General features: G+C 56.6%; 21 protein-coding genes and 1 tRNA gene. 14 read left to right on the forward strand and 8 right to left on the reverse strand.

The annotated features are described in order from the left end of the window. The first annotated feature begins 78 nt into the window (after positions 1-78). Positions 79-1,545, forward strand: coding sequence for an MFS transporter (locus HBM95_19610; GenBank protein ID NIH45116.1), 1,467 nt, complete (start codon positions 79-81; stop codon positions 1,543-1,545). Positions 1,546-1,587: 42 nt separating this feature from the next. Here the strand turns inward: HBM95_19610 and HBM95_19615 are convergent, their stop codons facing one another. Further along, positions 1,588-2,010: a MarR family transcriptional regulator gene (locus HBM95_19615; protein ID NIH45117.1), complete on the reverse strand. Its 423-nt coding sequence runs from the start codon at positions 2,008-2,010 to the stop codon at positions 1,588-1,590. Positions 2,011-2,152: 142 nt separating this feature from the next. Between HBM95_19615 and HBM95_19620 the strand changes: the two genes are divergently transcribed. From HBM95_19620 to ureG, 9 genes are all read left to right on the forward strand, one after another. After that, on the forward strand, positions 2,153-3,166 hold the full coding sequence (locus tag HBM95_19620) for an alpha/beta hydrolase (protein ID NIH45118.1): 1,014 nt from the start codon (positions 2,153-2,155) through the stop codon (positions 3,164-3,166). 137 nt (positions 3,167-3,303) lie between these two features. Next, positions 3,304-4,131 (forward strand): urease accessory protein UreD, encoded by an 828-nt coding sequence (locus HBM95_19625; protein ID NIH45119.1) that lies wholly within the window; start codon positions 3,304-3,306, stop codon positions 4,129-4,131. Between the two features lie 10 nt (positions 4,132-4,141). After that, positions 4,142-4,444 carry an urease subunit gamma gene (ureA, locus tag HBM95_19630; protein NIH45120.1) on the forward strand — a complete coding sequence of 101 codons (303 nt, stop codon included), beginning with the start codon at positions 4,142-4,144 and terminating at the stop codon, positions 4,442-4,444. Between the two features lie 10 nt (positions 4,445-4,454). Beyond that, on the forward strand, positions 4,455-4,769 hold the full coding sequence (locus tag HBM95_19635; protein NIH45121.1) for an urease subunit beta: 315 nt from the start codon (positions 4,455-4,457) through the stop codon (positions 4,767-4,769). Beyond that, entirely contained in the window at positions 4,762-6,465 is a 1,704-nt protein-coding gene (gene ureC, locus HBM95_19640; GenBank protein ID NIH45122.1) for an urease subunit alpha, read from the forward strand. Before HBM95_19635 ends, ureC begins: the two co-directional genes overlap by 8 nt. Positions 6,466-6,474: 9 nt before the next feature. Then, positions 6,475-6,939: an urease accessory protein UreE gene (gene ureE, locus HBM95_19645; protein NIH45123.1), complete on the forward strand. Its 465-nt coding sequence runs from the start codon at positions 6,475-6,477 to the stop codon at positions 6,937-6,939. Positions 6,940-6,948: 9 nt separating this feature from the next. Further along, on the forward strand, positions 6,949-7,488 hold the full coding sequence (locus tag HBM95_19650; GenBank protein ID NIH45124.1) for an urease accessory protein UreJ: 540 nt from the start codon (positions 6,949-6,951) through the stop codon (positions 7,486-7,488). Next, entirely contained in the window at positions 7,488-8,162 is a 675-nt protein-coding gene (locus tag HBM95_19655; protein ID NIH45125.1) for an urease accessory protein UreF, read from the forward strand. Before HBM95_19650 ends, HBM95_19655 begins: the two co-directional genes overlap by 1 nt. A 9-nt stretch (positions 8,163-8,171) precedes the next feature. Continuing rightward, entirely contained in the window at positions 8,172-8,789 is a 618-nt protein-coding gene (gene ureG, locus HBM95_19660) for an urease accessory protein UreG (GenBank protein NIH45126.1), read from the forward strand. 42 nt (positions 8,790-8,831) lie between these two features. Here the strand turns inward: ureG and tsaD are convergent, their stop codons facing one another. Then, a complete protein-coding gene (gene tsaD / locus HBM95_19665) occupies positions 8,832-9,845 on the reverse strand; it encodes a tRNA (adenosine(37)-N6)-threonylcarbamoyltransferase complex transferase subunit TsaD (protein NIH45127.1) in 1,014 nt (337 codons plus the stop codon). 236 nt (positions 9,846-10,081) lie between these two features. On the opposite strand from tsaD, the gene rpsU reads away from it, so the two are divergent. The 3 genes from rpsU to rpoD all read left to right on the forward strand — a co-directional run bounded on the left by rpsU (position 10,082) and on the right by rpoD (position 14,168). After that, positions 10,082-10,297, forward strand: coding sequence for a 30S ribosomal protein S21 (gene rpsU / locus HBM95_19670; protein NIH45128.1), 216 nt, complete (start codon positions 10,082-10,084; stop codon positions 10,295-10,297). A gap of 115 nt (positions 10,298-10,412) precedes the next feature. Beyond that, positions 10,413-12,158 (forward strand): DNA primase, encoded by a 1,746-nt coding sequence (dnaG, locus tag HBM95_19675; protein ID NIH45129.1) that lies wholly within the window; start codon positions 10,413-10,415, stop codon positions 12,156-12,158. A 165-nt stretch (positions 12,159-12,323) separates the two neighbouring features. Beyond that, positions 12,324-14,168, forward strand: coding sequence for an RNA polymerase sigma factor RpoD (rpoD, locus tag HBM95_19680; protein ID NIH45130.1), 1,845 nt, complete (start codon positions 12,324-12,326; stop codon positions 14,166-14,168). Positions 14,169-14,694: 526 nt separating this feature from the next. On the opposite strand, the gene mug is transcribed toward rpoD, so the two are convergent. Then, positions 14,695-15,201 carry a G/U mismatch-specific DNA glycosylase gene (gene mug / locus HBM95_19685; GenBank protein ID NIH45131.1) on the reverse strand — a complete coding sequence of 169 codons (507 nt, stop codon included), beginning with the start codon at positions 15,199-15,201 and terminating at the stop codon, positions 14,695-14,697. 124 nt (positions 15,202-15,325) lie between these two features. Here mug and HBM95_19690 point away from each other — a divergent pair. Continuing rightward, a tRNA-Ile gene (locus HBM95_19690) sits at positions 15,326-15,401 on the forward strand. Between the two features lie 167 nt (positions 15,402-15,568). Here the strand turns inward: HBM95_19690 and HBM95_19695 are convergent. From HBM95_19695 to HBM95_19715, 5 genes are all read right to left on the reverse strand, one after another. Then, positions 15,569-16,252, reverse strand: a complete 684-nt coding sequence (locus tag HBM95_19695) for a porin family protein (GenBank protein NIH45132.1) — start codon at positions 16,250-16,252, stop codon at positions 15,569-15,571. Between the two features lie 180 nt (positions 16,253-16,432). Then, on the reverse strand, positions 16,433-18,520 hold the full coding sequence (locus tag HBM95_19700) for a fimbrial biogenesis outer membrane usher protein (protein ID NIH45133.1): 2,088 nt from the start codon (positions 18,518-18,520) through the stop codon (positions 16,433-16,435). Between the two features lie 91 nt (positions 18,521-18,611). Further along, positions 18,612-19,031, reverse strand: coding sequence for a DUF1090 domain-containing protein (locus HBM95_19705; GenBank protein ID NIH45134.1), 420 nt, complete (start codon positions 19,029-19,031; stop codon positions 18,612-18,614). A 62-nt stretch (positions 19,032-19,093) separates the two neighbouring features. Then, entirely contained in the window at positions 19,094-22,279 is a 3,186-nt protein-coding gene (locus HBM95_19710) for a transporter substrate-binding domain-containing protein (protein NIH45135.1), read from the reverse strand. Further along, complete coding sequence (locus HBM95_19715) at positions 22,276-22,905, reverse strand: response regulator transcription factor (GenBank protein ID NIH45136.1); 630 nt, start codon at positions 22,903-22,905, stop codon at positions 22,276-22,278. The genes HBM95_19710 and HBM95_19715 overlap by 4 nt, the downstream gene beginning before the upstream one ends. Positions 22,906-23,244: the final 339 nt, after the last annotated feature.

The raw sequence follows: 23,244 nt of genomic DNA on the forward strand, positions 1-23,244 counted from the left end.
TTATAACCAAATGTGATTTTGGTCACCTTCTGCCTGTGGTAACTGTTAGAGACACAACACAACCACACAAAAAGAAAAATGGCAGAAATCACAGATTCAACTCCCCTTTCAACGGCAGGGATCCCCTCTGATGGCGACATTCAGTGGGTGCGCAGTGCATCGGATGTATCCCGTCTCGTTAATGACGGCTCACAGGGCCGGGCCAACGCCCGTATCGTGGTGGGTATCGCGCTGGGCGGGATTTTCCTCGACGCCTACGATCTGGGCGCGCTGGCGTTCGGCATTAAAGACATCACCCGCGAGTTTAACCTGACGCCCGCCGGTACCGGTATGGTGGCTTCGGCCATTACCTTTGGCGCTATCGTCGGGGCGCTGCTCGGCGGTTACCTCACGGATAAAATCGGGCGCTACCGCGTTTTTATGGCTGATATGGTGTTCTTCGTAGTGGCAGCCATCGCCTGCGCGCTGGCCCCGAACGAATATGTGCTCGCGGGCGCCCGCTTCGTGATGGGGCTCGGCGTGGGGATCGATCTTCCCGTGGCGATGGCGTTCCTGAGTGAGTTCGCCAGGCTGAAAGGCCCGGGAAATAAGGCCTCCAGCGTCGCGATGTGGTGCCCCACCTGGTATGCCGCCATCAGCGTCTCCTACCTGCTGGTGCTGTTCTTCTACGCCGCACTGCCGGAAAGCCACAGCGACTGGCTGTGGCGTTTGATTCTCGGCTTTGGCGCGGTGCCCGCGCTGGTGATTATCGCCATCCGCAGCCGCTATATGAGCGAATCTCCGGTCTGGGCGGCGAATCAGGGCAACCTGAAGGAGGCGGCGTCGATTTTACGCCAGTCCTATAACATCAATGCCCACGTGCCGCAGGATGCGCTCAGCCAGCCTGCACCTGTAGTGAATAAAGCGAAATGGTCGAACTATCTGAACCTGTTCCGGGGCATATACTTACGCCGCACGACGCTCGCCACGCTGCTTTCCGTCGTCTCGTCGTTTGCCTATAACGCCGTGGCGTTTGGCCTGCCGGTTATCATCTCCAGCTTCTTTGTGCAGTCGATGCTCACCACCATTCTCATTTCACTGGTGCTTAACCTGCTGTTTGCCTTCGTCGGCGGACTGCTGGCGGTACGCTACGTGCCGCGCTTCGGCGCCTGGCGGATGTCGCTGGCGGGTTACGCCTGCCAGCTTGTGGCGCTGCTGGGCCTGGCGCTGATTGGCCGCCCTGAAGGCGCTTCTGAAGGCGTGCTCGCCGTCGCGATGCTGGCGCTGTTCCTGTTCGGCCAGGGATTTGGCCCGGGCGCGCATACCATGACGTTCGCCTCGCTGAGCTACCCGACCTCGCTGCGCGGCGTGGGCGTAGGCCTCAACCAGACGCTGATGCGCAGCAGCTCCACGCTGTCGCTGTTCCTGTTCCCGCTGCTGGTTGCGTCTCTCGACACTGCCGTGTTCTGGGTGATTGCGCTGGCGCCGTTTATCGGCCTGGCGTCGCTGCTGGCGATCCGCTGGGAGCCGTCCGGCTATGACGTGGATGCGGAGGACTACCGGTAACGACACATCGCTTCGGTGGGTTCACCCCCCACCGAAGGTTTTTTACAAATCGTCGAGCAGCGTCCGCGAGAGTTTTTTTAGCATCTCAAGCTCATCATCACTCATCCGCATACTGCAGCGAATCTGGTCCGGCAGCGCCATCACCCGTTTTTTTAGTTCTTTCGCCTTAGCGGTCAGTACGACATTTTTCATCCTTTCATCCCCCACAACCGCGATACGGTTGAGGAATTCTTTTGCCTCAAGCTTCTGAACCAGCGGGGTCAATGTGCCTGAATCAAAATAGGTCTTATCGCTGAGATCGCGAAGTGGGATGTTGTCTTTCTCATAAAGAGCCATCAAAACAACAAATTGCGGATAGGTCAGCTCCATCTCCTGCAGCAGGGGGCGGTACTGGCGCACGAAGGCATTGGTTACCGAGTACAGCGAGAAACACAGCAAATCATCTAATGTTTTGTTTTCTTTCATTTTTCTATCTACCTGAATCTGTTGTCTAAAAAAAATTATAAATAATGTTTGACCAAAAGTATCTTGTGCGCAAGTATTACACCAACAACTAAATAGCGCGCTACTTATATATCCAATCAAATACGTTAAAAGAGGTACCACTATGAAAACATTAACCGCCATTCTCGTTTCTTCCGTCTTCGCGTCAGCAGCGGCATCCGCCCAAACCATCAATACTCCGGCCCCGACCGCAGGCGTGCAGGCGTTTCTTAATGTCCTGAACTCTGGCAAAGGGAAACCGATGGAACAGATGACCCCGCAGGAGGCCCGCCAGGTACTGATCGGCGCACAGCAAGGTGCCAAACTGCCGCCCGCTCAGGTTTCTGAGAAAACGATCCAGGTAAATGGCCAGGCCATAAAACTGAAAATAGTGAAACCTGAAAACGCCAGCGGCGCGCTCCCCGTCTTTATGTTCTTCCACGGTGGCGGTTGGGTGCTGGGTGATTACCCAACCCACGAACGCTTGATCCGCGATCTGGTTCGCGCATCAGGCGCCGCAGCGGTTTACGTTGATTACACCCCGTCACCTGAAGCCCATTTCCCGGTAGCAATCAATCAGGCCTATGAGGCGACAAAATGGGTAGCCGAGCACGGCCAGGAAATCGGCGTGGACGGTAGCCGTCTGGGTCTGGTGGGTAACAGCGTGGGCGGCAACATGGTGGCTTCGGTGGCGCTGCAGGCCAAACAGTTCAATGGGCCAAAGATTCGCTACAACGTCATGCTCTGGCCGGTTACCGATGCGAACTTTGATACTGCCTCGTATAACCAGTTCGAAAATGGCTATTTCCTGTCAAAAAACATGATGAAATGGTTCTGGGATAACTACACCACCAGCGCTGCCGATCGCAACAATATCCTTGCCTCTCCGCTTCGCGCCACGAGTGCACAGTTGAAAGGCTTCCCGGAAACGCTGATTCAGACAGCTGAGCTGGACGTTCTGCGGGATGAAGGTGAAGCATTCGGGCGTAAACTGGATGCAGCTGGCGTCCCGGTGACCGTCACGCGCTATAACGGCATGATCCACGACTACGGCCTGCTTAACCCGCTGAGCCAGGAGCCGACGGTTAAAGTCGCCCTTGAGCAGGCAGGTGCAGCATTGCATGAACACCTGAAATAGGATCGTCATGCTTCACGCTGAGCACGGCCCCGGGCCGTGCTTTTTTATTTCCTCTATCCATAAGCGACTCATATGACAGCCTTCATTTCCGCCAGGGCATACTGAAACGACCCCGATGGTGAGCAGATGGATGCAGCATGTTAGCAGCTCAGGTCACTGATAATACTTATAAAGGCTGGCAGGCGTCGCTTGCCCTGCAGTTTTGTCACGCCCCTGAGAAAACCCTCCTGCACTCCGCTCACCACGTCGGGCCGCTTACGGTTCAGCGGCCGTTTTACCCTGAAGGGGAAACGTGCCACCTTTACCTGCTGCACCCTCCCGGCGGCGTCGTGGGGGGCGATACGCTGGACATTTCCGTTCGGCTCGATGCCAAAAGCCACGCGCTTATCACCATGCCCGGCGCCAGCAAGTTCTACCGCAGCCGCGGCCCGCAGGCGCGTCTGAGCCAGCACTTTTACCTTGATAACGACGCCACGCTGGAGTGGCTGCCGCAGGACACCATTATCTTCCCCGGCGCGAACGCCGCGCTGCGCTCCGTTTTTCACCTGAAGGCCTCCAGCACGCTGCTGGCGTGGGAGCTGTACTGTCTGGGTCGCCCGGTTATCGGTGAGACCTTCAGCCACGGCACGATGGAGAGCCGCCTTGAAATCTGGGTCGACGACGGGCCGCGCCTGATTGAGCGCCAGCATCTTAGCAACGGCGATCTCACGCCCGTCGGCGGGCATCCGTGGATCGGCACGCTGCTGTTCTATCCGGCCCGGGAAGAACATCTCGACACGGTGCGCGCGCTGCTCGCCCCGCTGGAAAATTATGCCGGGGCGACGCTTACCGATGACCTGCTGTCGGTGCGTTTTCTCTCCCACGACAACCTGATTTGCCAGCGGGTGATGCGCGACATCTGGCAATCGCTTCGCCCGCTTCTCACAACCAAAACCGCCTGTTCGCCGCGCATCTGGCAGACATAAGAGAAACGTTATGGAACTGACTCCCAGAGAAAAAGACAAGCTGTTGCTGTTCACCGCCGCGCTGGTTGCCGAACGCCGCCTCGCGCGCGGGGTAAAGCTCAACTACCCGGAATCGGTCGCGCTGATCAGCGCCTTCATTATGGAAGGCGCCCGCGTTGGCGAAACCGTCGCCTCGCTGATGGAGGCGGGCCGCCACGTCCTGAGGCGCGATCAGGTGATGGAGGGCGTCCCGGAAATGATCCCGGATATTCAGGTGGAAGCCACCTTCCCGGACGGTTCCAAGCTCGTCACCGTCCACAACCCGATCGTCTAAGGAGCGCGTGATGATCCCAGGTGAATACCAGATCCAGCCCGGCACTATTACGATCAACGTCGGGCGAGAAACCCAAAGCGTGATTGTCGAAAACCACGGCGACAGGCCGATCCAGGTCGGCTCGCACTACCACTTTTACGAGGTCAACCCGGCGCTGAAGTTTGACCGGGAAACCACCAAAGGCTATCGGCTGAACATCCCGGCGGGTACTGCCGTGCGCTTCGAACCCGGCCAGAAGCGGGAAGTGACGCTGGTTCAGGTGACGGGCGCGCAGCGCATTTTTGGCTTTCGCGGCGAGGTGATGGGCGAGGTGAAACATGGCTGACATTTCACGCCAGGCCTATGCCGACATGTTCGGCCCCACCACCGGCGATAAGGTCCGGCTTGCAGACAGCGAGCTGTGGATCGAAGTGGAGGACGATTTCACGGTCTACGGCGAAGAGGTCAAGTTCGGCGGCGGGAAGGTGATCCGCGACGGCATGGGCCAGGGACAGATGACCGCGGACGGCTGCGTGGATCTGGTTCTCACTAATGCGCTGATCGTCGATCACTGGGGGATCGTGAAGGCCGATATCGGCGTGAAGAACGGAAGGATCTTTGCCGTCGGTAAAGCCGGGAACCCTGACATTCAGCCTGGCGTGACGATCCCGATTGGCGCGGCAACGGAAGTGATTGCCGCCGAGGGGAAGATCGTCACCGCCGGCGGGATCGACACCCACATCCACTGGATCTGCCCGCAGCAGGCGGAAGAGGCGCTGGTCTCCGGCGTCACCACCATGATCGGCGGCGGCACCGGACCGGCGGCGGGCACCAACGCCACCACCTGTACGCCGGGGCCATGGTATATCGCACGCATGCTGCAGGCTGCCGATACGCTGCCGGTGAATATCGGCCTGCTCGGCAAGGGGAACGGCTCCAACCCGGACGCCCTTCGCGAGCAGATTGCCGCCGGCGCCATCGGGCTGAAGATCCACGAAGACTGGGGTGCGACGCCCGCGGCGATCAACTGCTCGCTGGAAGTCGCGGAAGAGATGGATATTCAGGTGGCGCTGCACAGCGACACGCTGAACGAGTCCGGGTTTGTCGAAGACACGCTGGCGGCTATCGCCGGGCGCACCATCCACACCTTCCACACCGAAGGCGCGGGCGGCGGCCACGCGCCGGATATTATCACCGCCTGCGCGCACCCGAATATTCTGCCCTCCTCCACCAACCCGACCCTGCCCTACACGGTGAACACCATCGACGAGCATCTCGACATGCTGATGGTCTGCCATCACCTCGATCCGGATATCGCCGAGGACGTGGCGTTTGCCGAATCGCGCATTCGCCGGGAAACCATCGCCGCGGAAGACGTGCTGCACGACATCGGCGCGTTCTCGCTCACCTCGTCAGATTCACAGGCCATGGGCCGCGTCGGGGAAGTGATTATCCGCACCTGGCAGGTGGCACACCGCATGAAGGTCCAGCGCGGCGCGCTGCCGGAAGAGACGGGCGAGAACGATAACTTCCGCGTGAAGCGCTATGTCGCCAAGTACACCATTAACCCGGCGCTCACCCACGGCATCGCCCACGAAGTCGGTTCGATTGAGGCGGGCAAGCTTGCGGATCTGGTGGTCTGGTCCCCGGCGTTCTTCGGCGTCAAGCCCGCCACCATCGTCAAGGGCGGGATGATCGCCTGTGCGCCAATGGGTGATATCAACGCCTCGATCCCAACGCCGCAGCCGGTGCATTATCGTCCGATGTTTGGATCGCTGGGCGCCGCGCGCCACGCCACACGGCTGACGTTTATCTCGCAGGCCGCCAGTGCGAACGGCATCCCGCAGCAGCTCAACCTGCAGAGCGCCACCGCGGTGGTGAAAGGCTGCCGGACGGTGAAAAAGGCGGACATGATCCACAACGGTTTACAGCCGAACATCACCGTCGACTCACAAACCTATGAGGTGCGCGTCGACGGCGAACTGATAACCAGCGAACCGGCCGACGTTCTGCCGATGGCGCAACGCTATTTCCTGTTTTGAGGAGTGATGATGATCTATTTAACCCAACGCCTGGACCACGCGCACCCGATCACCGCCAGCGTCACGCTGCCGATTGACGTGCGGGTGAAAAGCCGTGCCCGCGTGTCGCTGAACGACGGGCGCGAAGCCGGGCTGATGCTGCCGCGCGGCCTGCTGCTGCGCGGGGGCGACCTGCTGACCACCGACGACGGCAGTGAGGTGATCGAAGTGATCGCAGCGGCTGAGTCCGTCTCCGTGGTGCGCTGCGCCGACCCGTTCCTGATGGCCCGCGCCTGCTACCACCTGGGCAACCGCCACGTGCCGCTGCAGGTCATACCCGGCGAGCTTCGCTATCACCACGACCACGTTCTCGACAACATGCTGCGCCAGTTCGGGCTGGACGTAACCTACGCCAGCCTGCCATTTGAACCGGAAGCGGGCGCGTACGCCAGCGATGCCCACAGCCACAGCCATTCTCACGCTCATTCACATTAAGGACTCCTCATGCGCAAGTATTTACCGCTGTTTCTGCTGGCCGTTTCCGTACCGGCGCTCGCCCATCCCGGCCACGGTGCCGACAGCTTTCAGGCCGGCTTTCTCCACCCGCTAACCGGGCTCGATCACCTGCTGATGTTAGCAGGCGCCGGCGTGCTCTCGGCGCTGAGCGGCCGCAAGCTCCTGCTGCCGTTTGCCACCCTCGGCATGATGCTCGTTGGCGCCATTGCGGGCAACCTGCTCGGCGGCTTCAGCGGCATGGAGATGCTGATTATCGCCTCGCTGGCGGTATCCGGCGTGATGATGTTTAAAACTGAAAACCGTCTGCTGCTGGCGGTGCCTGCCCTGGCGATGTTCCACGGCTGGGCGCACGGCGTGGAGATGTCCGGCCACAACTTCTGGCTCTTCACCAGCGGCTTTATGTTCGCCAGTGCCACGATGCTGTGCGCCAGTTTCGCCGCAGGGCTGCTGCTTCGCCGTCACGACGGCCTGCGTAAAACCTTCGGCGGCGGGCTGATCGTCTCCGCCCTGCTGGCGCTGATGAGCTGATGGAGCACGCCCGCCAGAGGCTGCGCCTGATGCAGCTCTCCAGCAGCAGCCTGCCGGTCGGGTCGTTTACCTGGTCACAGGGGCTGGAGTGGGCCGTTGAGGCGGGCTGGGTAACCGACGCCGGGGCCTTTAAACGCTGGCAAATTCAGCAGATGGAGCAGAGCTTTTTCTGCGTCGATCTGCCGCTGTTTATCCGTCTTTATCAGGCCTGTGAGCGTAGCGATCTTACAAGTGCAAAACGCTGGACGGCATACCTTCTCGCCTGCCGGGAAACGCGCGAGCTGCGCGAAGAGGAGCGCAACCGCGGGGCGGCCTTTACCCGTCTGGTTAAAAGCTGGGAGCCGGACTGCCCGGCAGAGTGGCTGTCGCTGTTTGCGCAGAGCCAGCTCTGCGGCATGGCGTGGCTTGGCGTTCGCTGGGGCATTGGCGCGCATGAGCTGGCGCTGAGCCTCGGCTACAGCTGGATTGAGAGCGCGGTGATGGCGGGCGTCAAGCTGGTGCCGTTTGGGCAACAGGCCGCGCAGCAGCTGATTATCGAGCTGAGCGACCACTACGCCGCTGGTTTTGAACAGGCATTTTTACGTCGCGACGACGCGCTGGGGGCAGCAACGCCGCTCTCCGCCATCGCCTCCGCGCGCCACGAAACCCAATATTCACGACTATTCCGTTCCTGAGGAGTCAACATGGCTGATTACAAACATCCCCTGCGCGTGGGCGTGGGTGGCCCGGTAGGGTCGGGAAAAACCGCGCTGCTGGAAGCGCTCTGCAAGGCAATGCGCAACACGTATCACCTGGCGGTGGTGACCAACGATATCTACACCAAAGAGGATCAGCGCATCCTCACCGAGGCGGGCGCGCTGGAGCCGGAGCGCATCGTGGGCGTGGAGACGGGCGGCTGTCCGCATACTGCCATCCGCGAAGATGCCTCAATGAACCTGGCGGCGGTGGAAGCGTTGAGCGAGAAGTTCGGCAATCTGGATCTGATCTTCGTTGAAAGCGGCGGCGATAACCTGAGCGCCACCTTCAGCCCGGAGCTGGCGGATCTGACCATCTATGTGATCGACGTTGCCGAAGGGGAAAAAATTCCGCGCAAGGGCGGACCGGGGATCACCAAATCCGACTTTTTGGTGATAAACAAAACCGACCTCGCGCCGTACGTGGGGGCGTCGCTGGAGGTGATGGAGCGCGATACTAACCGCATGCGCGGCGAGCGTCCCTGGACGTTTACCAATCTTAAAGCGGGAGACGGTTTAGCGACGATTATTGCGTTTCTGGAAGAGAAAGGGATGCTGCGGATGTAGTTGTAAATTTCCCTCTCCCCTGTGGGGAGAGGGTCAGGGGGATTACGCCTCCGGCAGTTCCGCCAGCGGCCAGCGCGGACGCACGGACACGCTCAGGTCGGACGTTGCACCCGCATTCAGGCGCACCATTCCGGCGTAAGCGATCATCGCGCCGTTATCGGTACAGAATTCCGGACGCGCGTAGAACACTTCCCCGCGGCGCTTTTGCATCATCTCGGCGAGCTTCGCGCGCAGCGTGCGGTTAGCGCTGACGCCGCCCGCCATCACCAGACGCTTAAAGCCGGTCTGATCCAGCGCGCGCTTGCACTTGATCATCAGCGTGTCCACCACCGCATCTTCAAACGCGCGGGCGATATCGGCGCGGGTCTGCTCGCTGTCGTCGTTATTACGGATGGTATTCGCCGCGAAGGTTTTCAGCCCGGAGAAGCTGAAATCCAGCCCCGGACGGTCGGTCATCGGACGCGGGAAGACAAAGCGCCCTTCCGTTCCCTGTGACGCCATTTTCGAGAGCATCGGGCCGCCCGGGTAATCGAGACCCAGCAGCTTGGCGGTTTTGTCGAAGGCTTCACCGGCGGCATCGTCGATCGACTCGCCCAGCAGCTCGTACTTGCCAATGCCCGTTACGCTAATCAGTTGGGTATGCCCACCCGAGACCAGCAGCGCCACAAACGGGAATTCAGGCGGATTTTCTTCCAGCATAGGTGCCAGAAGGTGCCCTTCCATATGGTGAACCGGAATGGCCGGAACATCCCACGCGAAGGCCAGCGACCGGCCAACCGTCGCGCCAACCAGCAGCGCACCGACCAGGCCCGGCCCCGCGGTATAGGCCACGGCGTCAATATCGGTTGAGCTTAATCCGGCCTCTTTCAGCGCCGCCTGAATCAGGGGAACCGTTTTACGCACGTGGTCACGAGAGGCCAGTTCCGGCACGACGCCGCCGTAGTCAGCGTGCAATTTCACCTGACTATACAGCTGGTTGGCCAGAAGCCCTTTTTCGTCGTCGTAAATGGCGATGCCGGTTTCATCGCAGGATGTTTCAATACCCAGTACACGCATGACTTGTTTTACCTCGTTTCAATACCGCGCAGTGTAGAGCCTGGGCGGGTTGATGTAAAACTTTGTTCGCCCCAGGAGGAAGGCTCGTGTATACTCCTCACCCTTATTAAAGTCCCTTTCAAAATCGCATCGGTGCTTTACAAAGCAGCAGCATTTGCAGTAAAATTCCGCACCATTTTGAAATAAGCTGGCGTTGATGCCAGCGGCAAACCGAATTTATTAAAGGTGAGAGTTACATGCCGGTAATTAAAGTACGTGAAAACGAGCCGTTCGACGTAGCACTGCGTCGCTTCAAACGTTCATGCGAGAAAGCAGGTGTTCTGGCTGAAGTTCGTCGTCGTGAGTTTTATGAAAAACCAACGACCGAACGTAAGCGCGCTAAAGCTTCCGCTGTGAAACGTCACGCGAAGAAACTGGCTCGCGAAAACGCACGCCGTACTCGTCTGTACTAATCTCTTGAGGGTCAACACCCTCAATTGACAGACAGAGTAGTAGTCGTAAGGCCGTGCTTCCGGAAGGAATGCGCGGCTTGTTTTCGTTTATAAGTCGCTTAAATTTTTGGGGCATATGGCCGGAAGAATCCCACGCGTTTTCATCAATGACCTGCTCGCCAGAACCGACATCGTCGATCTCATCGACGCGCGGGTAAAGCTGAAAAAGCAGGGCAAGAACTACCATGCGTGCTGTCCGTTCCATAACGAAAAAACCCCCTCCTTCACCGTAAACGGTGAAAAGCAGTTTTACCATTGCTTCGGCTGTGGCGCACACGGTAATGCCGTCGATTTTTTGATGAACTACGACAAGCTCGAGTTCGTTGAAACCGTCGAAGAGCTGGCGGCGATGCATAACCTTGAAGTGCCGTATGAAGCAGGCAGTGGGCCAAGTCAGATCGAGCGCCATCAACGGCAAACGCTGTATCAACTGATGGATGGCCTGAATTCGTTTTACCAACAGTCTCTTAAGCACTCTGCGGCTGAGCCTGCGCGTCAGTATCTGAACAAGCGCGGACTGAGCGACGATGTGATTGCGCGTTTCGCTATTGGTTACGCCCCGCCCGGCTGGGACAACGTGTTAAAGCGTTTTGGCGGCAATAGCGAAGATCGTAAATCTCTCATCGACGCAGGCATGCTGGTCACCAACGACCAGGGACGAAGCTACGATCGCTTCCGTGAACGGGTGATGTTCCCGATCCGCGACAAGCGTGGCCGGGTGATTGGTTTTGGTGGTCGCGTGCTGGGTGATGCCCTGCCGAAATACCTCAACTCTCCGGAAACCGATATTTTCCATAAGGGCCGTCAGCTTTACGGTCTTTATGAGGCGCAGCAGGATAACGCGGAACCTCCGCGTCTTCTGGTCGTCGAAGGCTATATGGACGTCGTTGCGCTGGCGCAGTACGACATCAACTACGCGGTTGCGTCGCTAGGTACGTCCACCACCGCCGATCATATTCAACTGCTGTTCAGGGTGACCAACAACGTCATCTGCTGTTACGACGGTGACCGCGCTGGACGCGACGCCGCCTGGCGAGCGCTGGAAACCGCGCTGCCGTATATGACCGACGGGCGTCAGCTACGCTTTATGTTCCTGCCCGACGGTGAAGACCCGGATACGCTGGTGCGTAAAGAGGGCAAAGCGGCGTTTGAAGCGCGGATGGAGCAGGCTCAGCCGCTCTCCACGTTTTTGTTTAACAGCCTGATGCCGCAGGTTGATTTGAGTACCCCTGACGGGCGCGCGCAGCTCAGTACGCTGGCGCTGCCGTTAATCAGCCAGGTGCCCGGCGAAACGCTGCGCATCTATCTGCGTCAGGAGTTAGGCAACAAGCTCGGCATTCTGGATGACAGCCAGCTTGAACGTTTAATGCCTAAACAGGCTGAAAACGGCACGGTTCGCCCCGCGCCTCAGCTAAAACGCACAACCATGCGTATACTGATAGGGTTGCTGGTACAAAACCCCGAGCTCGCGCCGCAGGTGCCGTCGCTGGCGGGTTTGAACCACGAAAAATTGCCCGGGCTTGGCTTATTTTCAGAACTGGTCAACACGTGTTTGTCTCAGCCAGGTCTGACCACCGGACAACTTTTAGAACATTATCGCGGCACAAAAGAGGCCGCTACCCTTGAAAAATTGTCGATGTGGGACGATATAGCTGATAAGGACATTGCAGAAAAAACGTTCACCGACTCGCTCAACCATATGTTTGATTCGATGCTTGAGCTGCGCCAGGAAGAGTTGATAGCTCGCGAGCGCACGCACGGCTTAAGCAGCGAAGAACGCCGGGAGCTCTGGATGATTAACCAGGAACTGGCGAAGAAATAAGTCAAAGACAACAGTATTTAACGGCTTAAGTGCCGAATATCGATCGGGAAGCCCCCGGCAGCCGCACTGAGAGGCAGCGGCAAAAATATAAGTACGCCCTCGCTTTAAAGGTTGGCAGCCCCATCGCCGACACCAATCAAACGAATTAAGTGTGGATACCGTCTTATGGAGCAAAACCCGCAGTCACAGCTGAAACTTCTTGTCCAACGCGGTAAGGAGCAAGGCTATCTGACCTATGCCGAGGTCAATGACCATCTGCCGGAAGATATCGTCGATTCAGACCAGATCGAAGACATCATCCAAATGATCAATGACATGGGCATTCAGGTGATGGAAGAAGCACCGGATGCCGATGATCTGTTGCTGGCTGAAACCTCCAACAACACTGACGAAGATGCGGAAGAAGCTGCTGCACAGGTACTGTCCAGCGTGGAATCTGAAATCGGGCGTACCACTGACCCGGTCCGCATGTACATGCGCGAAATGGGTACCGTTGAACTGTTGACCCGCGAAGGCGAAATTGACATCGCAAAACGCATCGAAGACGGGATCAACCAGGTACAGTGTTCTGTTGCCGAATACCCGGAAGCGATCACCTATCTGCTGGAGCAGTACGATCGCGTTGAAGCGGAAGAAGCGCGCCTGTCTGACCTGATCACCGGTTTTGTCGACCCGAACGCTGAAGAAGATATGGCGCCTACCGCCACTCATGTCGGTTCTGAACTGTCTCAGGAAGAGATGGATGACGACGAAGACGAAGATGAGGAAGAAGACGACGACAGCGCGGACGATGATAACAGCATCGACCCGGAACTGGCGCGTGAGAAGTTTGCCGAGCTGCGCACCCAGTACGAAGTGACGCGTGACACCATCAAAGCGAAAGGCCGCAGCCATGCCGCCGCTCAGGAAGAGATCCTGAAGCTGTCTGAAGTATTCAAACAGTTCCGCCTGGTGCCAAAACAGTTCGACTACCTGGTTAACAGCATGCGCGTGATGATGGATCGCGTACGTACCCAGGAACGCATCATCATGAAGCTGTGCGTTGAGCAGTGCAAAATGCCGAAGAAGAACTTCATCACCCTCTTCACCGGCAACGAAACCAGCGAAACCTGGTTCAACGCGGCTATCGCGATGAACAAGCCGTGGTCTGAAAAACTGCACGACGTGAAGGACGATGTTTATCGTGGTCTGCAGAAGCTGCAGCAGATTGAAGAAGAGACCGGCTTGACCATCGAGCAGGTTAAAGACATCAACCGTCGCATGTCCATCGGTGAAGCGAAAGCCCGCCGGGCCAAGAAAGAGATGGTTGAGGCGAACTTACGTCTGGTTATCTCTATCGCCAAGAAATATACCAACCGCGGTCTGCAGTTCCTGGATCTGATTCAGGAAGGCAACATCGGTCTTATGAAAGCGGTAGATAAGTTTGAATACCGTCGTGGTTACAAGTTCTCTACTTACGCGACATGGTGGATCCGTCAGGCAATTACCCGCTCTATCGCAGACCAGGCGCGCACCATCCGTATTCCGGTGCATATGATTGAGACCATCAACAAGCTCAACCGTATCTCCCGTCAGATGCTGCAGGAGATGGGCCGCGAGCCGACGCCGGAAGAGCTGGCCGAGCGCATGCTGATGCCAGAAGACAAGATCCGTAAAGTGCTGAAAATTGCCAAAGAGCCAATCTCCATGGAAACGCCAATCGGTGACGATGAAGATTCGCATCTGGGTGATTTCATCGAGGATACCACCCTCGAGCTGCCGCTGGACTCTGCGACCACCGAGAGCCTGCGTGCCGCGACGCACGACGTTCTGGCTGGCCTGACCGCCCGTGAAGCAAAAGTTCTGCGTATGCGTTTCGGCATCGATATGAATACCGACCACACGCTGGAAGAAGTGGGTAAACAGTTCGACGTTACCCGCGAACGTATCCGTCAGATCGAAGCGAAGGCGCTGCGTAAGCTGCGTCATCCAAGCCGCTCTGAAGTGCTGCGTAGCTTCCTGGACGACTAATCTGTCCTGACAGTGAAAAAGCTCCCAATCGGGAGCTTTTTTTTGTTTATTCCCTCTCTCTTTGTACTGTGGGCTCCCCAGTAATTTATAAGCAGAAGCAATAACCTTGTTTCAGAACGAGTGAAGACTTTCAGCGAAGCTCTGATCCGGCTGTAAATCGCTGAGGCGTTTGCCTTCCGGCCGGGGCGAGGCGCATGGATGCGCCGAGAGGGCGGGCTTTACAGGGACGTTACCTCCGCCCGTCCCCGATAAGCCGGAAGGAATAAGCCGAGGGCACCGCGAAGCGGCGATTTACCGCCGGGAGCCCGGGTCGCCAGGGTGGTGGCGACTGAGCCACCCTGGCACGTTCACAGGTCATGTCGTGACAGAGTAGCAAGGAAGATAAAGTGAACGGAATGACCACCACGGCCGTATATTCCCCTCACCCTAACCCTCTCCCCGTAGGGGCGAGGGGACTGTTCCGTGCTGCCATAACGTGGTGGGGATCCCTCAGTCATGTGGGGTGAGGGCATCAGGCCGCAGAGGATTACAGCCCCCGCACCATCAGCGCCTCATCCAGTTCCCGATACGCCTCCACCAGCTTATCCAGCGTCGCCCTGTTGAGCCCGCTCGGGTTCGGCAGCACCCACACCTGCGTAACGCCAATCATGATGCTCTGCTTGCCCCACTTCGTTCCACGCTGGCTAAACGCCTGCTCGTAGGCCTGCTTGCCGAGGATCGCCAGCGCGGCCGGCTGGTAGTCTTCAATCTTCTTCACCAGCTCTCGCCCGCCGCTGCGCAGCTCATGCAGGTTTACCTCGCTCGCCTGTACCGTCGGCCGCTCGACCAGCATGGTAATGCCGCAGCGTGTATCCAGCAGGTGCTGCTCCTCTTCGGGCTTGAGTAATCTGTCGGTAAACCCGGCCTGGTAGATCACCTTCCAGAAGCGATTTCCCGGATGGGCAAAGTGAAAACCGGTGTGCGCAGAGGACTTTCCTGGGTTGATACCGCAAAACACGACCCGCAGGCCAGGTGCAAGAATATCGTTGATCATCTTTACTCCCACTGATACATCGTTATGGAAGTATAAAGGATTGATTATGCGTTGTTTATAAAAACAGCAAGCAGGAGTGAATGGCTGGATTGCTGCGGGGAGTTACTTTATAATTCACCGCCACGGCCCCTTAGCTCAGTGGTTAGAGCAGGCGACTCATAATCGCTTGGTCGCTGGTTCAAGTCCAGCAGGGGCCACCAGACACCGCAAGGGCTGACGAGAAATCGTCGGCCCTTTTCTTTTTCCTGGGATACTTTCAAGCGGTAACCATTGTGATTTATGGTTAATATATGACCACTCATCAAAGCCAACGCCGCATTCACGCGGCGTTGGCCCTGTTTTAAAGACAGTAAAAACTTACAACAGGTTAAAAGACATAACGCATACCAAGGGTAAATTCATTAGAGACAATATGCGCTTTCATCTGTTCGTCTTTTAAGCCACGCGCGTTAGTAAAGTTGTTATACCCACTTTCGATCTTACCCATATCGATATAACGGTAGCCCAGATCAACATACAGACGCTCAACCGGCATGTAGCTTACGCCCGCCCCTAACGCATAAGTCAGATTGCTTTGTGTTGTCGAGGCATATTCACGTCCGGCGTTACCCTGCCAGCCGCCCGCTTTGATTTTACTCACGCCAAGCCCAGCAGTACCGTAAACAGACACACCGTAGCCCAATTCATAATCGCGATAGACATTCAGCATCAGACGTTCAGTTTCAGTCTGCAGGTGATTAAAGCTATTAGCGAATGTGCTGGAGCCGCTGGTGTACTCCGTCTTTTGTTTGAAGGTATATTCACCCTCTGTACGCCAGCCGTTGCCAAACTGATAGCCCGCAGCAATCGCCGCGCCGCCAAAGTGCTCTTTCTCTTTACCGCCCACAAACTGCCCTACCCCAGGACGTGCGCTGGTATCCATCTCCTTTGCACGTTGTTCAACCTGGAGATATTTTGCGGAACCGTAATACCCTTCTTCCGTATTTGCCGCCAGAACGGTAGCCGGGATCATCGCGATCGGCAGGGCGACTACAATAGCTTTCATCTTCATCTATACTCCGTTGAAAAAATATTCCGCACGGCGAACTGTCGTCCGTCGATGTCAGGAAAAACAGTCAGTGAGAGGGATAATAAGCAGCCCGGCACAAGCAAACTATTCGTGTGATTACGCATTTTACCAGGTAATTTTACGTAGGGATTGGTCTTGTTTTTTGATCTTTTCAACGACATTTCAATCGCTTACAGATTGTGGGAAACGCAGCAGCACAACCGCCCCCTCCGTCGGCACGGATTCCATTTCCGTCACCTCCAGCGTCGCGTTTTCCGGCATGCTGAGGCTATCGACCGTAATGCGGTTGATTCGCCATGGCGTCAGGTAACTGACCAACAGCTCACCCTTTGCATTCGTCGTTGAACCAAACTGATTATAAAAGCCTACGCCCGGAGAGTCTGGCACCTCCACCAGCGCCACGGTGCTACCGAGCTGCTGCCCCAGCGTTACGCCTCCACTGTGGAACAACAGGCTGCCGCTGGCATCCGCATGATAATCGCGCCGGGTTCCTCCCCGCACCGTACTGAGGTTGACTTCCCCGGCATTGTATTGATAGCCCATGTTCGCCGACAGCGTGTCATTGCCATGCACGGTGTGCATGGCCTGCAGATCGTAACGCAGGCTGTAATCATTGAGCGCGGAACCGTAGACATTGATGCCGTGACTGTCTTCACCCCGGCTTGCCAGTTCGGTGACATAGCCGATATTACTTGTTGTTCCCCACAGGGAAACAGGCACGCTGACAGTGATCCCCACCGTGGTCTCATCTGGATTATTGCCATAGCGGTCATAGCCCCCGTACAGGCTCAGATCAATGTCGTGTACGGTAGTATTCAGACTCAGCGTGGCTCCCTGATTAGCGGAATCAGAGTCGCGCGATCTCAACCAGCGCCAGGACAGACTCAGGCTGGAGTCCTCACTGATGTTCTGATTAAGCTCCAGTTGTCCACGAAGTACGCGCTGGGTGATACCATCATCCCAGCCGTAGCCAGATTGCGCTGACTGCGCGATCTTCTCCTCGAATGACCGATAATGCTCTGCGCGCGGATACCACTGCAACTGCGCATTGAGGCTGGTTTCAGTGGTAAAAAATGCTTTCGCGTAACGCAAACGCCATACCTTACCGCGAAGCGTCTCTTCATTTAGCGTGTATCGTGCCGAGCTGATATCCCCCGAAAATGCGCCCCACCGACCTAAATTCCCGCCAAAACCTGCGACATAACTGAAGTAGTCATCTCCTTGCTGCAGCCCCGAAAACACCGTCACCTGCGGTGCGATCCCCCACGAAACCGTGCTTTGCCAGAAACGATCTTTATCCCTTTCAATACCGTGAAAAGGCTTATAACGTCCCGTGGCCAGCTCATAGCTGAACAACCCCTGATGCACCAGATTAGGCATGCTGGAATAGGGCAGCAGACGAGTACGCTCCGTACCATCACTCTCCTGAATGGTCATTTCCAGATTGCCATCCGGATTTGGTGGATAAAAATCCCGAATGGTAAACGGTCCAGGCGGAACGTGAATACGGTACACGCGCACCCCGTTCTGGTGAATTGTCACCTCCGCTTCCGTGCGGGCATAGCCGTTAATCCAGGGCGAATACGGTCGCCAGCTATCGGGGAACATCGCCTCATCGCTGGCAAGCGTCGCACCGCGAAAAGCGAAACTGTCGAACAGGTTTGAAGAGGTATTACTGTCGCCAAAAGTCAGACGCGAACGCAGCGGCGTAATGCTGCGCCAGAGTGACATAGCATTGCTGTACGAGCCGTGCTGCCCGTCTCTTTCACGCCAGAAGGTGTTTTGATAACGCAGTCGCCATGGGCCGATGTTGAGACCATTATCCAGCGCCAGCATGGCATCGGTTCCGGAATGTTCCCAGCTGTACTGCGCCTGACGGTTATCCGCATCCAGACGATAGTTAACAAACAGCGCATTGATACCATCGTCCCAGCGACTGGTGCTGACACCGTTCTGCTGCGGGTTTATCGCCTCGTCGGGGAACAGCAGCGTGAGCAACTGTGCATCCGGGCGATACCAGTATTTGAGGTTAAATGCCTCAGCAGACTGGGGCGTCAGGCAGCCTTTTGCATCCCATTCCAGACGTGCAATCACTGCATCCCGCACGCCCCACTCCTCCATCAGCGGCTGGCTAAGGCAAGGTCCGGAGGCTGAGACATCGAATGAGATCGACCCTTTATAGACGTTATTGAGGATAATCCACGTCTTTTTAATGGCCGCGTGGCTCTCTGCTGCCGGGAAAAGCAGCATAAATAACAAAATACGAAGTAATGTCATAGCAGCAGGCAATGCAAAAAAGGTGAAGAGGCAAATGCCTCTTCACCTGATTTACATAAAAAGATTATTTTTGCAGGGATGCACGAGCTGCACTCAGCTCCTGCTGGATACCGCTCAGCTCGTTCTGTTTTTCTGACAGTTTACGCTGGTACTTAGCAATCTTCTTGTTGTCACCTTTGGCTTTTGCTTCACGCAGATCGGCCTGAATCTCGGCGATATCGTCACGTTTCTCAGCCAGTTTTTTCTCCAGCTTCTTCACTTCTTTCTGCGCGTCAGCCTGAACGCTTGCCGGGGTGCAGTGTGCTTTGACTTCTGCCAGCGCTTTTTTCAGGCCGTTAACTTTATAGGTATTGCCGTACTGCTGGGCAATACGGATCTCTTTTTCCAGCGCGGCTGCTTTCGCGGTGCAGCTTTCAGCAGCCTGAGCTGAAGTGAACATACCAACAGATGCGATAACAGCCAGTGCAGATGCTAATTTTTTCATTGGGATATCTCCTTTATTTATGAATTTCCTCGAACAAAAGAGTATCCCAGTGGCAGGTAGGCTTACGCTGTACGCCCGTCCTCATTCTGCTGTAGGACGGTCTTCCTCGGTTGTACTCCCGTATCTCGCCAGTGCTGTAACGCTGCACGCAGGTTGAGAATATGCTCCTCAAGCTGGCGAACACCATCACTGTCGACGACCCGCTCCTGCTCAAGGCAAAGCGCTTCCAGCGCCTGTTCCCCGAGCAACTGGATACCGCCCCGCAGCCGATGCAGAGATTCCGCCAATGGCGTATCGGGATCGTTTCTCCAGCGAGCAATATCGCACAGTGTCTCATCGATCACCGCGATCTGGAGTTCCAGAAACGACACCAGATGCTTATCATCGAGCAGCGCTGCGGGCAGCGTCAGTGTGGGATACAAAGCAGGAGATTTACCAGCCGGTCGCAGCGGTAACAGCAGCTCTTCCAGCGCCGCCAGCGTGACCGGCTTAAAGATACAATTACTCATGCCCGCCTCTCGCGCCGCATCCCGGGCAGACTCTCGTGCATCGGCGGTCATCCCAAGTACGATGACATCCGGATAACGCTCATTAATGATGCGTGACAATTCATAACCACTCATCCCTGGCATGTTGCAGTCGCTGATAACGGCATCCGGTTGTAGGGTTGTCAGGTTGTCGAGCAGCGCGTGTGGGCTGTCATAAGGGCTAACCTGATGCCCAAGCCATTCAAGCTGCTGGGTGAGCAGCATCAGTCCAACCGGGTTGTCATCCACCACCATAATGGTCAGCGCGGCGCGTTTGCCTGGTGGTGAAGAAGCATCAACCTCTCTCTGCGGCAACGGATCCATCATCGGCACTTTAAGCGTCACCGTCACCGTAGTGCCTTCCCCTGGTGCGCTGTCTAAATCCAGGCTTCCTCCCATCATATCGGCGAGCTGCCGGCAAATATAAAGCCCCAGCCCGCTCCCCTGCGCCAAATTGCGGCTCGGTCCCTGACTAAAAGGCTGAAAAAGACGCTGCCGGGTCGTTTCATCAATCCCCTCGCCCGTATCCTCTATCGTTAGCGCCAACAGCATAAACTTGCCGTCCTGCCATTGCGGCTGCGCACGTAACGTTACCTGACCGCTGTCGGTAAATTTGATGGCATTGCCCAGCAGGTTGATGACGATCTGACGAAAGCGCACCACATCCATCAGGACATCGCCTTTCAGCTCCGTGTCCATCTCAAGTACAAACTTCAGCGATTTTTGCGCCGCCAGCTCCTCAAACAGCAGTGCGCTGCTTTCTATCAGGGTTCGCAGCGAGGCTCGTTCCGGGCGTAACACCAGACGGCCAAACTCGATGCGCTCCACATCAAGGATGTTGCCGATGAGCAGTAGCAATGACTGCGATGCATCCCAGGCAACCCGTATCGATTGTCGATTTTTCAGGGTATTGTCAGGACGCTTCATGACCAACTCCAGCATGCCGATGATGATGCTAACTGGCGTGCGAATTTCGTGACTCATGGTCGCCAGGAAGGTGCTTTTCCCGCGCCGCAAGCGCTCGGCACGGTGTTTGGCCTCACGCAGCTTCTGGATTAGGCGCAGGATGCGCGCCCGCCGGATGCGTCGCCTCTTATAAATCCACCATGCCACCAGTGCCAGCAGCGCCCCCCCTGTAACCAATAACACCGCCAGCCACGCTTTTGACAGTGCCGACGTTGACACGGAGGCAAACATATTTCCCGCATTGCCGCCGCGCGTCAGGGCATGAAGATCTTCCGGCGGGATATTGATCAGCGCCTTATTGAGGATGGTAATCAGCGGCCAGGCCTGCCGCGATGTGCCAAAGGCAAAACGTAGCGGTTCGGTATCAATGCTGGCTAAAATTTTCAGCGAGGCAAACTCGTTACGGGTGAGTTGAGTATTGGCAACGATCAGCGGCACAACCATCAGGTCGTTTTCATGACGCACCACGCTGGCTAAACCGTGCCACCACGTATCAACTTTCGCCGTCTGACCACTGTTTTGTCGACCCAGCCAGCTATCCGGTGCTTCTCCACGCAGGCTCACCACTCTGGGCTGCCGCGTCTCTTTCCCTTGCTGCTTGCGCCCCACCATCACCCAGGAGTTATACAGCCAGGTTCGGGTCGTGAGCAGCTCCGCTTGCCAGATCCCTTCCTGAGTCACGCCGGCAATCAGATCCGCCTCACCGCGGTTAACCGCCCTGAAGGCAGCATCCTGGCTGGAATAGCGGAGGATCTCAAAGGTGAATCCGGTGCGAAGACGAAGTGCGGTCAGCAGATCGGCAAGAATGCCTCGCAGCTCGCCGCGCTCGTTGAAAAAGGCAACAGGGGCATTATCCTGCGCCACCGCAACGCGTATCCGGGAATGTTCTTTGATCCATTTATGTTCAAGCGAAGTGTAGCGCGGCGGCTCCTCGCTCAGCGAGAGCGGGATCCCCCCGCTCCAGCGGCGGTGGATCTCGACGCTTGCATTCTCCGGCAGCGCCGTGAGCATCTTGTCCAGAATCGCGATCCAGACCGCCATTTTTGGCATAGCGGCGAAGGAAAATCCTGACGCATCGAACGTGCTCGCCACCGACCGAATGCTGACATTGCTTAAGTTAGACTGACTGGCCAGATAGCGTGCGCTGATCGCATCGCTGAAGAACAGATCGATTTTGCGAAAGGCCAGCGCCTCCAGAGCGTGCCGCGAGGAGGAGAAGTTCACAATGCTGGCCCCAGGATAGCGTGCCAGCACATCGCGACTGTTGTAGACAGGCGACACGGCGATACGTTTGACCACATCATCTGGCGAGGCATCCGTATTGACCACCTCCACCGGGATGTTGTCACTGTATAGCACACTCAGCAGTAGCCCCTGCTTTTGCTGGCTCGCTCCCGCCTGGGGAATAAAATCAGCCTTTCCCGCCCGAAGTGCGGACAGCGCCTCATCGTAGCTGAGGTAACGAACGACCTCGATATCTACACCCAAATTTTCCGCCACCAGCCCGGTAAAATCCGCATTAATACCGCCGTAGTCATTAAGCCCGGTCGTGATGTCATAAGGCGGCATCATCGGCCCCCAGACCGCCATGCGGATTTTGCGATGTTCGCGCACCCAGCGCCATTCGCTGCTGCTGAGCCCGGGTTCAATGACCTCTTCATGGCTGCGCGCCAGCAAGCGAAGGGATTCCTCCTGTGGCGCGGCAGACGCAGCAAATGTGAGGCAAAAAAGCAGGATAAAGGAAACAATATTCACGTGTCTGGCTCTGATGGGGAAATAAGATCGAACAGCTGTTCAAACTGTTCAACGCCGCTTTTCTTCATCATCCGCGCCTTATAGGTGCTGATAGTTTTATTACTGAGCGCCAGCCTGTCAGCCACCTCCTTGTTACTCTCGCCCTGTTTCAGATAGTTCAGCACGGCGAGTTCCCGGTCGGAAAAACGGGCCAGGAGCGTTTGGGCTTCATGTTTTTCTACCGACTTTTCAGCCATGCTGGCAAACATCCCTTCAGGAAAACAGTAATAACCATCGAGCAGCAACTGGCAAACAGGTTCAATACGTTCCAGCGCCAGGCTTTTATTAATAAAGCCGCTCGCGCCGGCCTGTAAGGTACGTGGCGCATAAACTGCCGCAGGCTGGTTGGTGTACACCAACACCCGGAGCGCCGGAAAGTGGTGCCTGATGCGCGGGAGAAGATCCAACCCGTCAGCATTTTTGAGTTCAAGGTCAAGGATCAACAGTGACGGAAGTTCACGGTGCAGCAGCGCCAGCAGGTTCTCACCGGAGGAAGTCGTCACGGTAAAAGCCGGATTTTTGTCCAGTAACACCTTGAGTGCAAAGCAGATTGCCGGATGGTCATCCACAAGCAAAATTTTCGTCATTATGTTTATTTCTTACCTAAGGGGTTAACCGTATCATTATGCGGGGTACACCATAGCCGATCGCCCAGGGAATCGAGACAAGGCTTGTCTGTTTTCAGAAATTTTTGTCTGCACAAAGAAATATCTGAGCAGAAGCTCGGACAGTGGTGACAATGCTGGAACTGGAACCGGAATTAATCAAAACCATCCTGCTTTTTTGCTTCCTGCTCACTCCCCCACCTCACAAACTGCGAATCTAAAGAAATCCCCCATCGCGCCGATCATCATCCGTGTGTATTATTTCCTGTAGCTTTTACAACAACTACCCTTAACTCAAATACTTAAGCGCCAAAGCGAAAG

It is taken from the genome of Enterobacter asburiae (assembly GCA_011754535.1).
GTDB classification, from domain to species: domain Bacteria; phylum Pseudomonadota; class Gammaproteobacteria; order Enterobacterales; family Enterobacteriaceae; genus Enterobacter; species Enterobacter cloacae_N.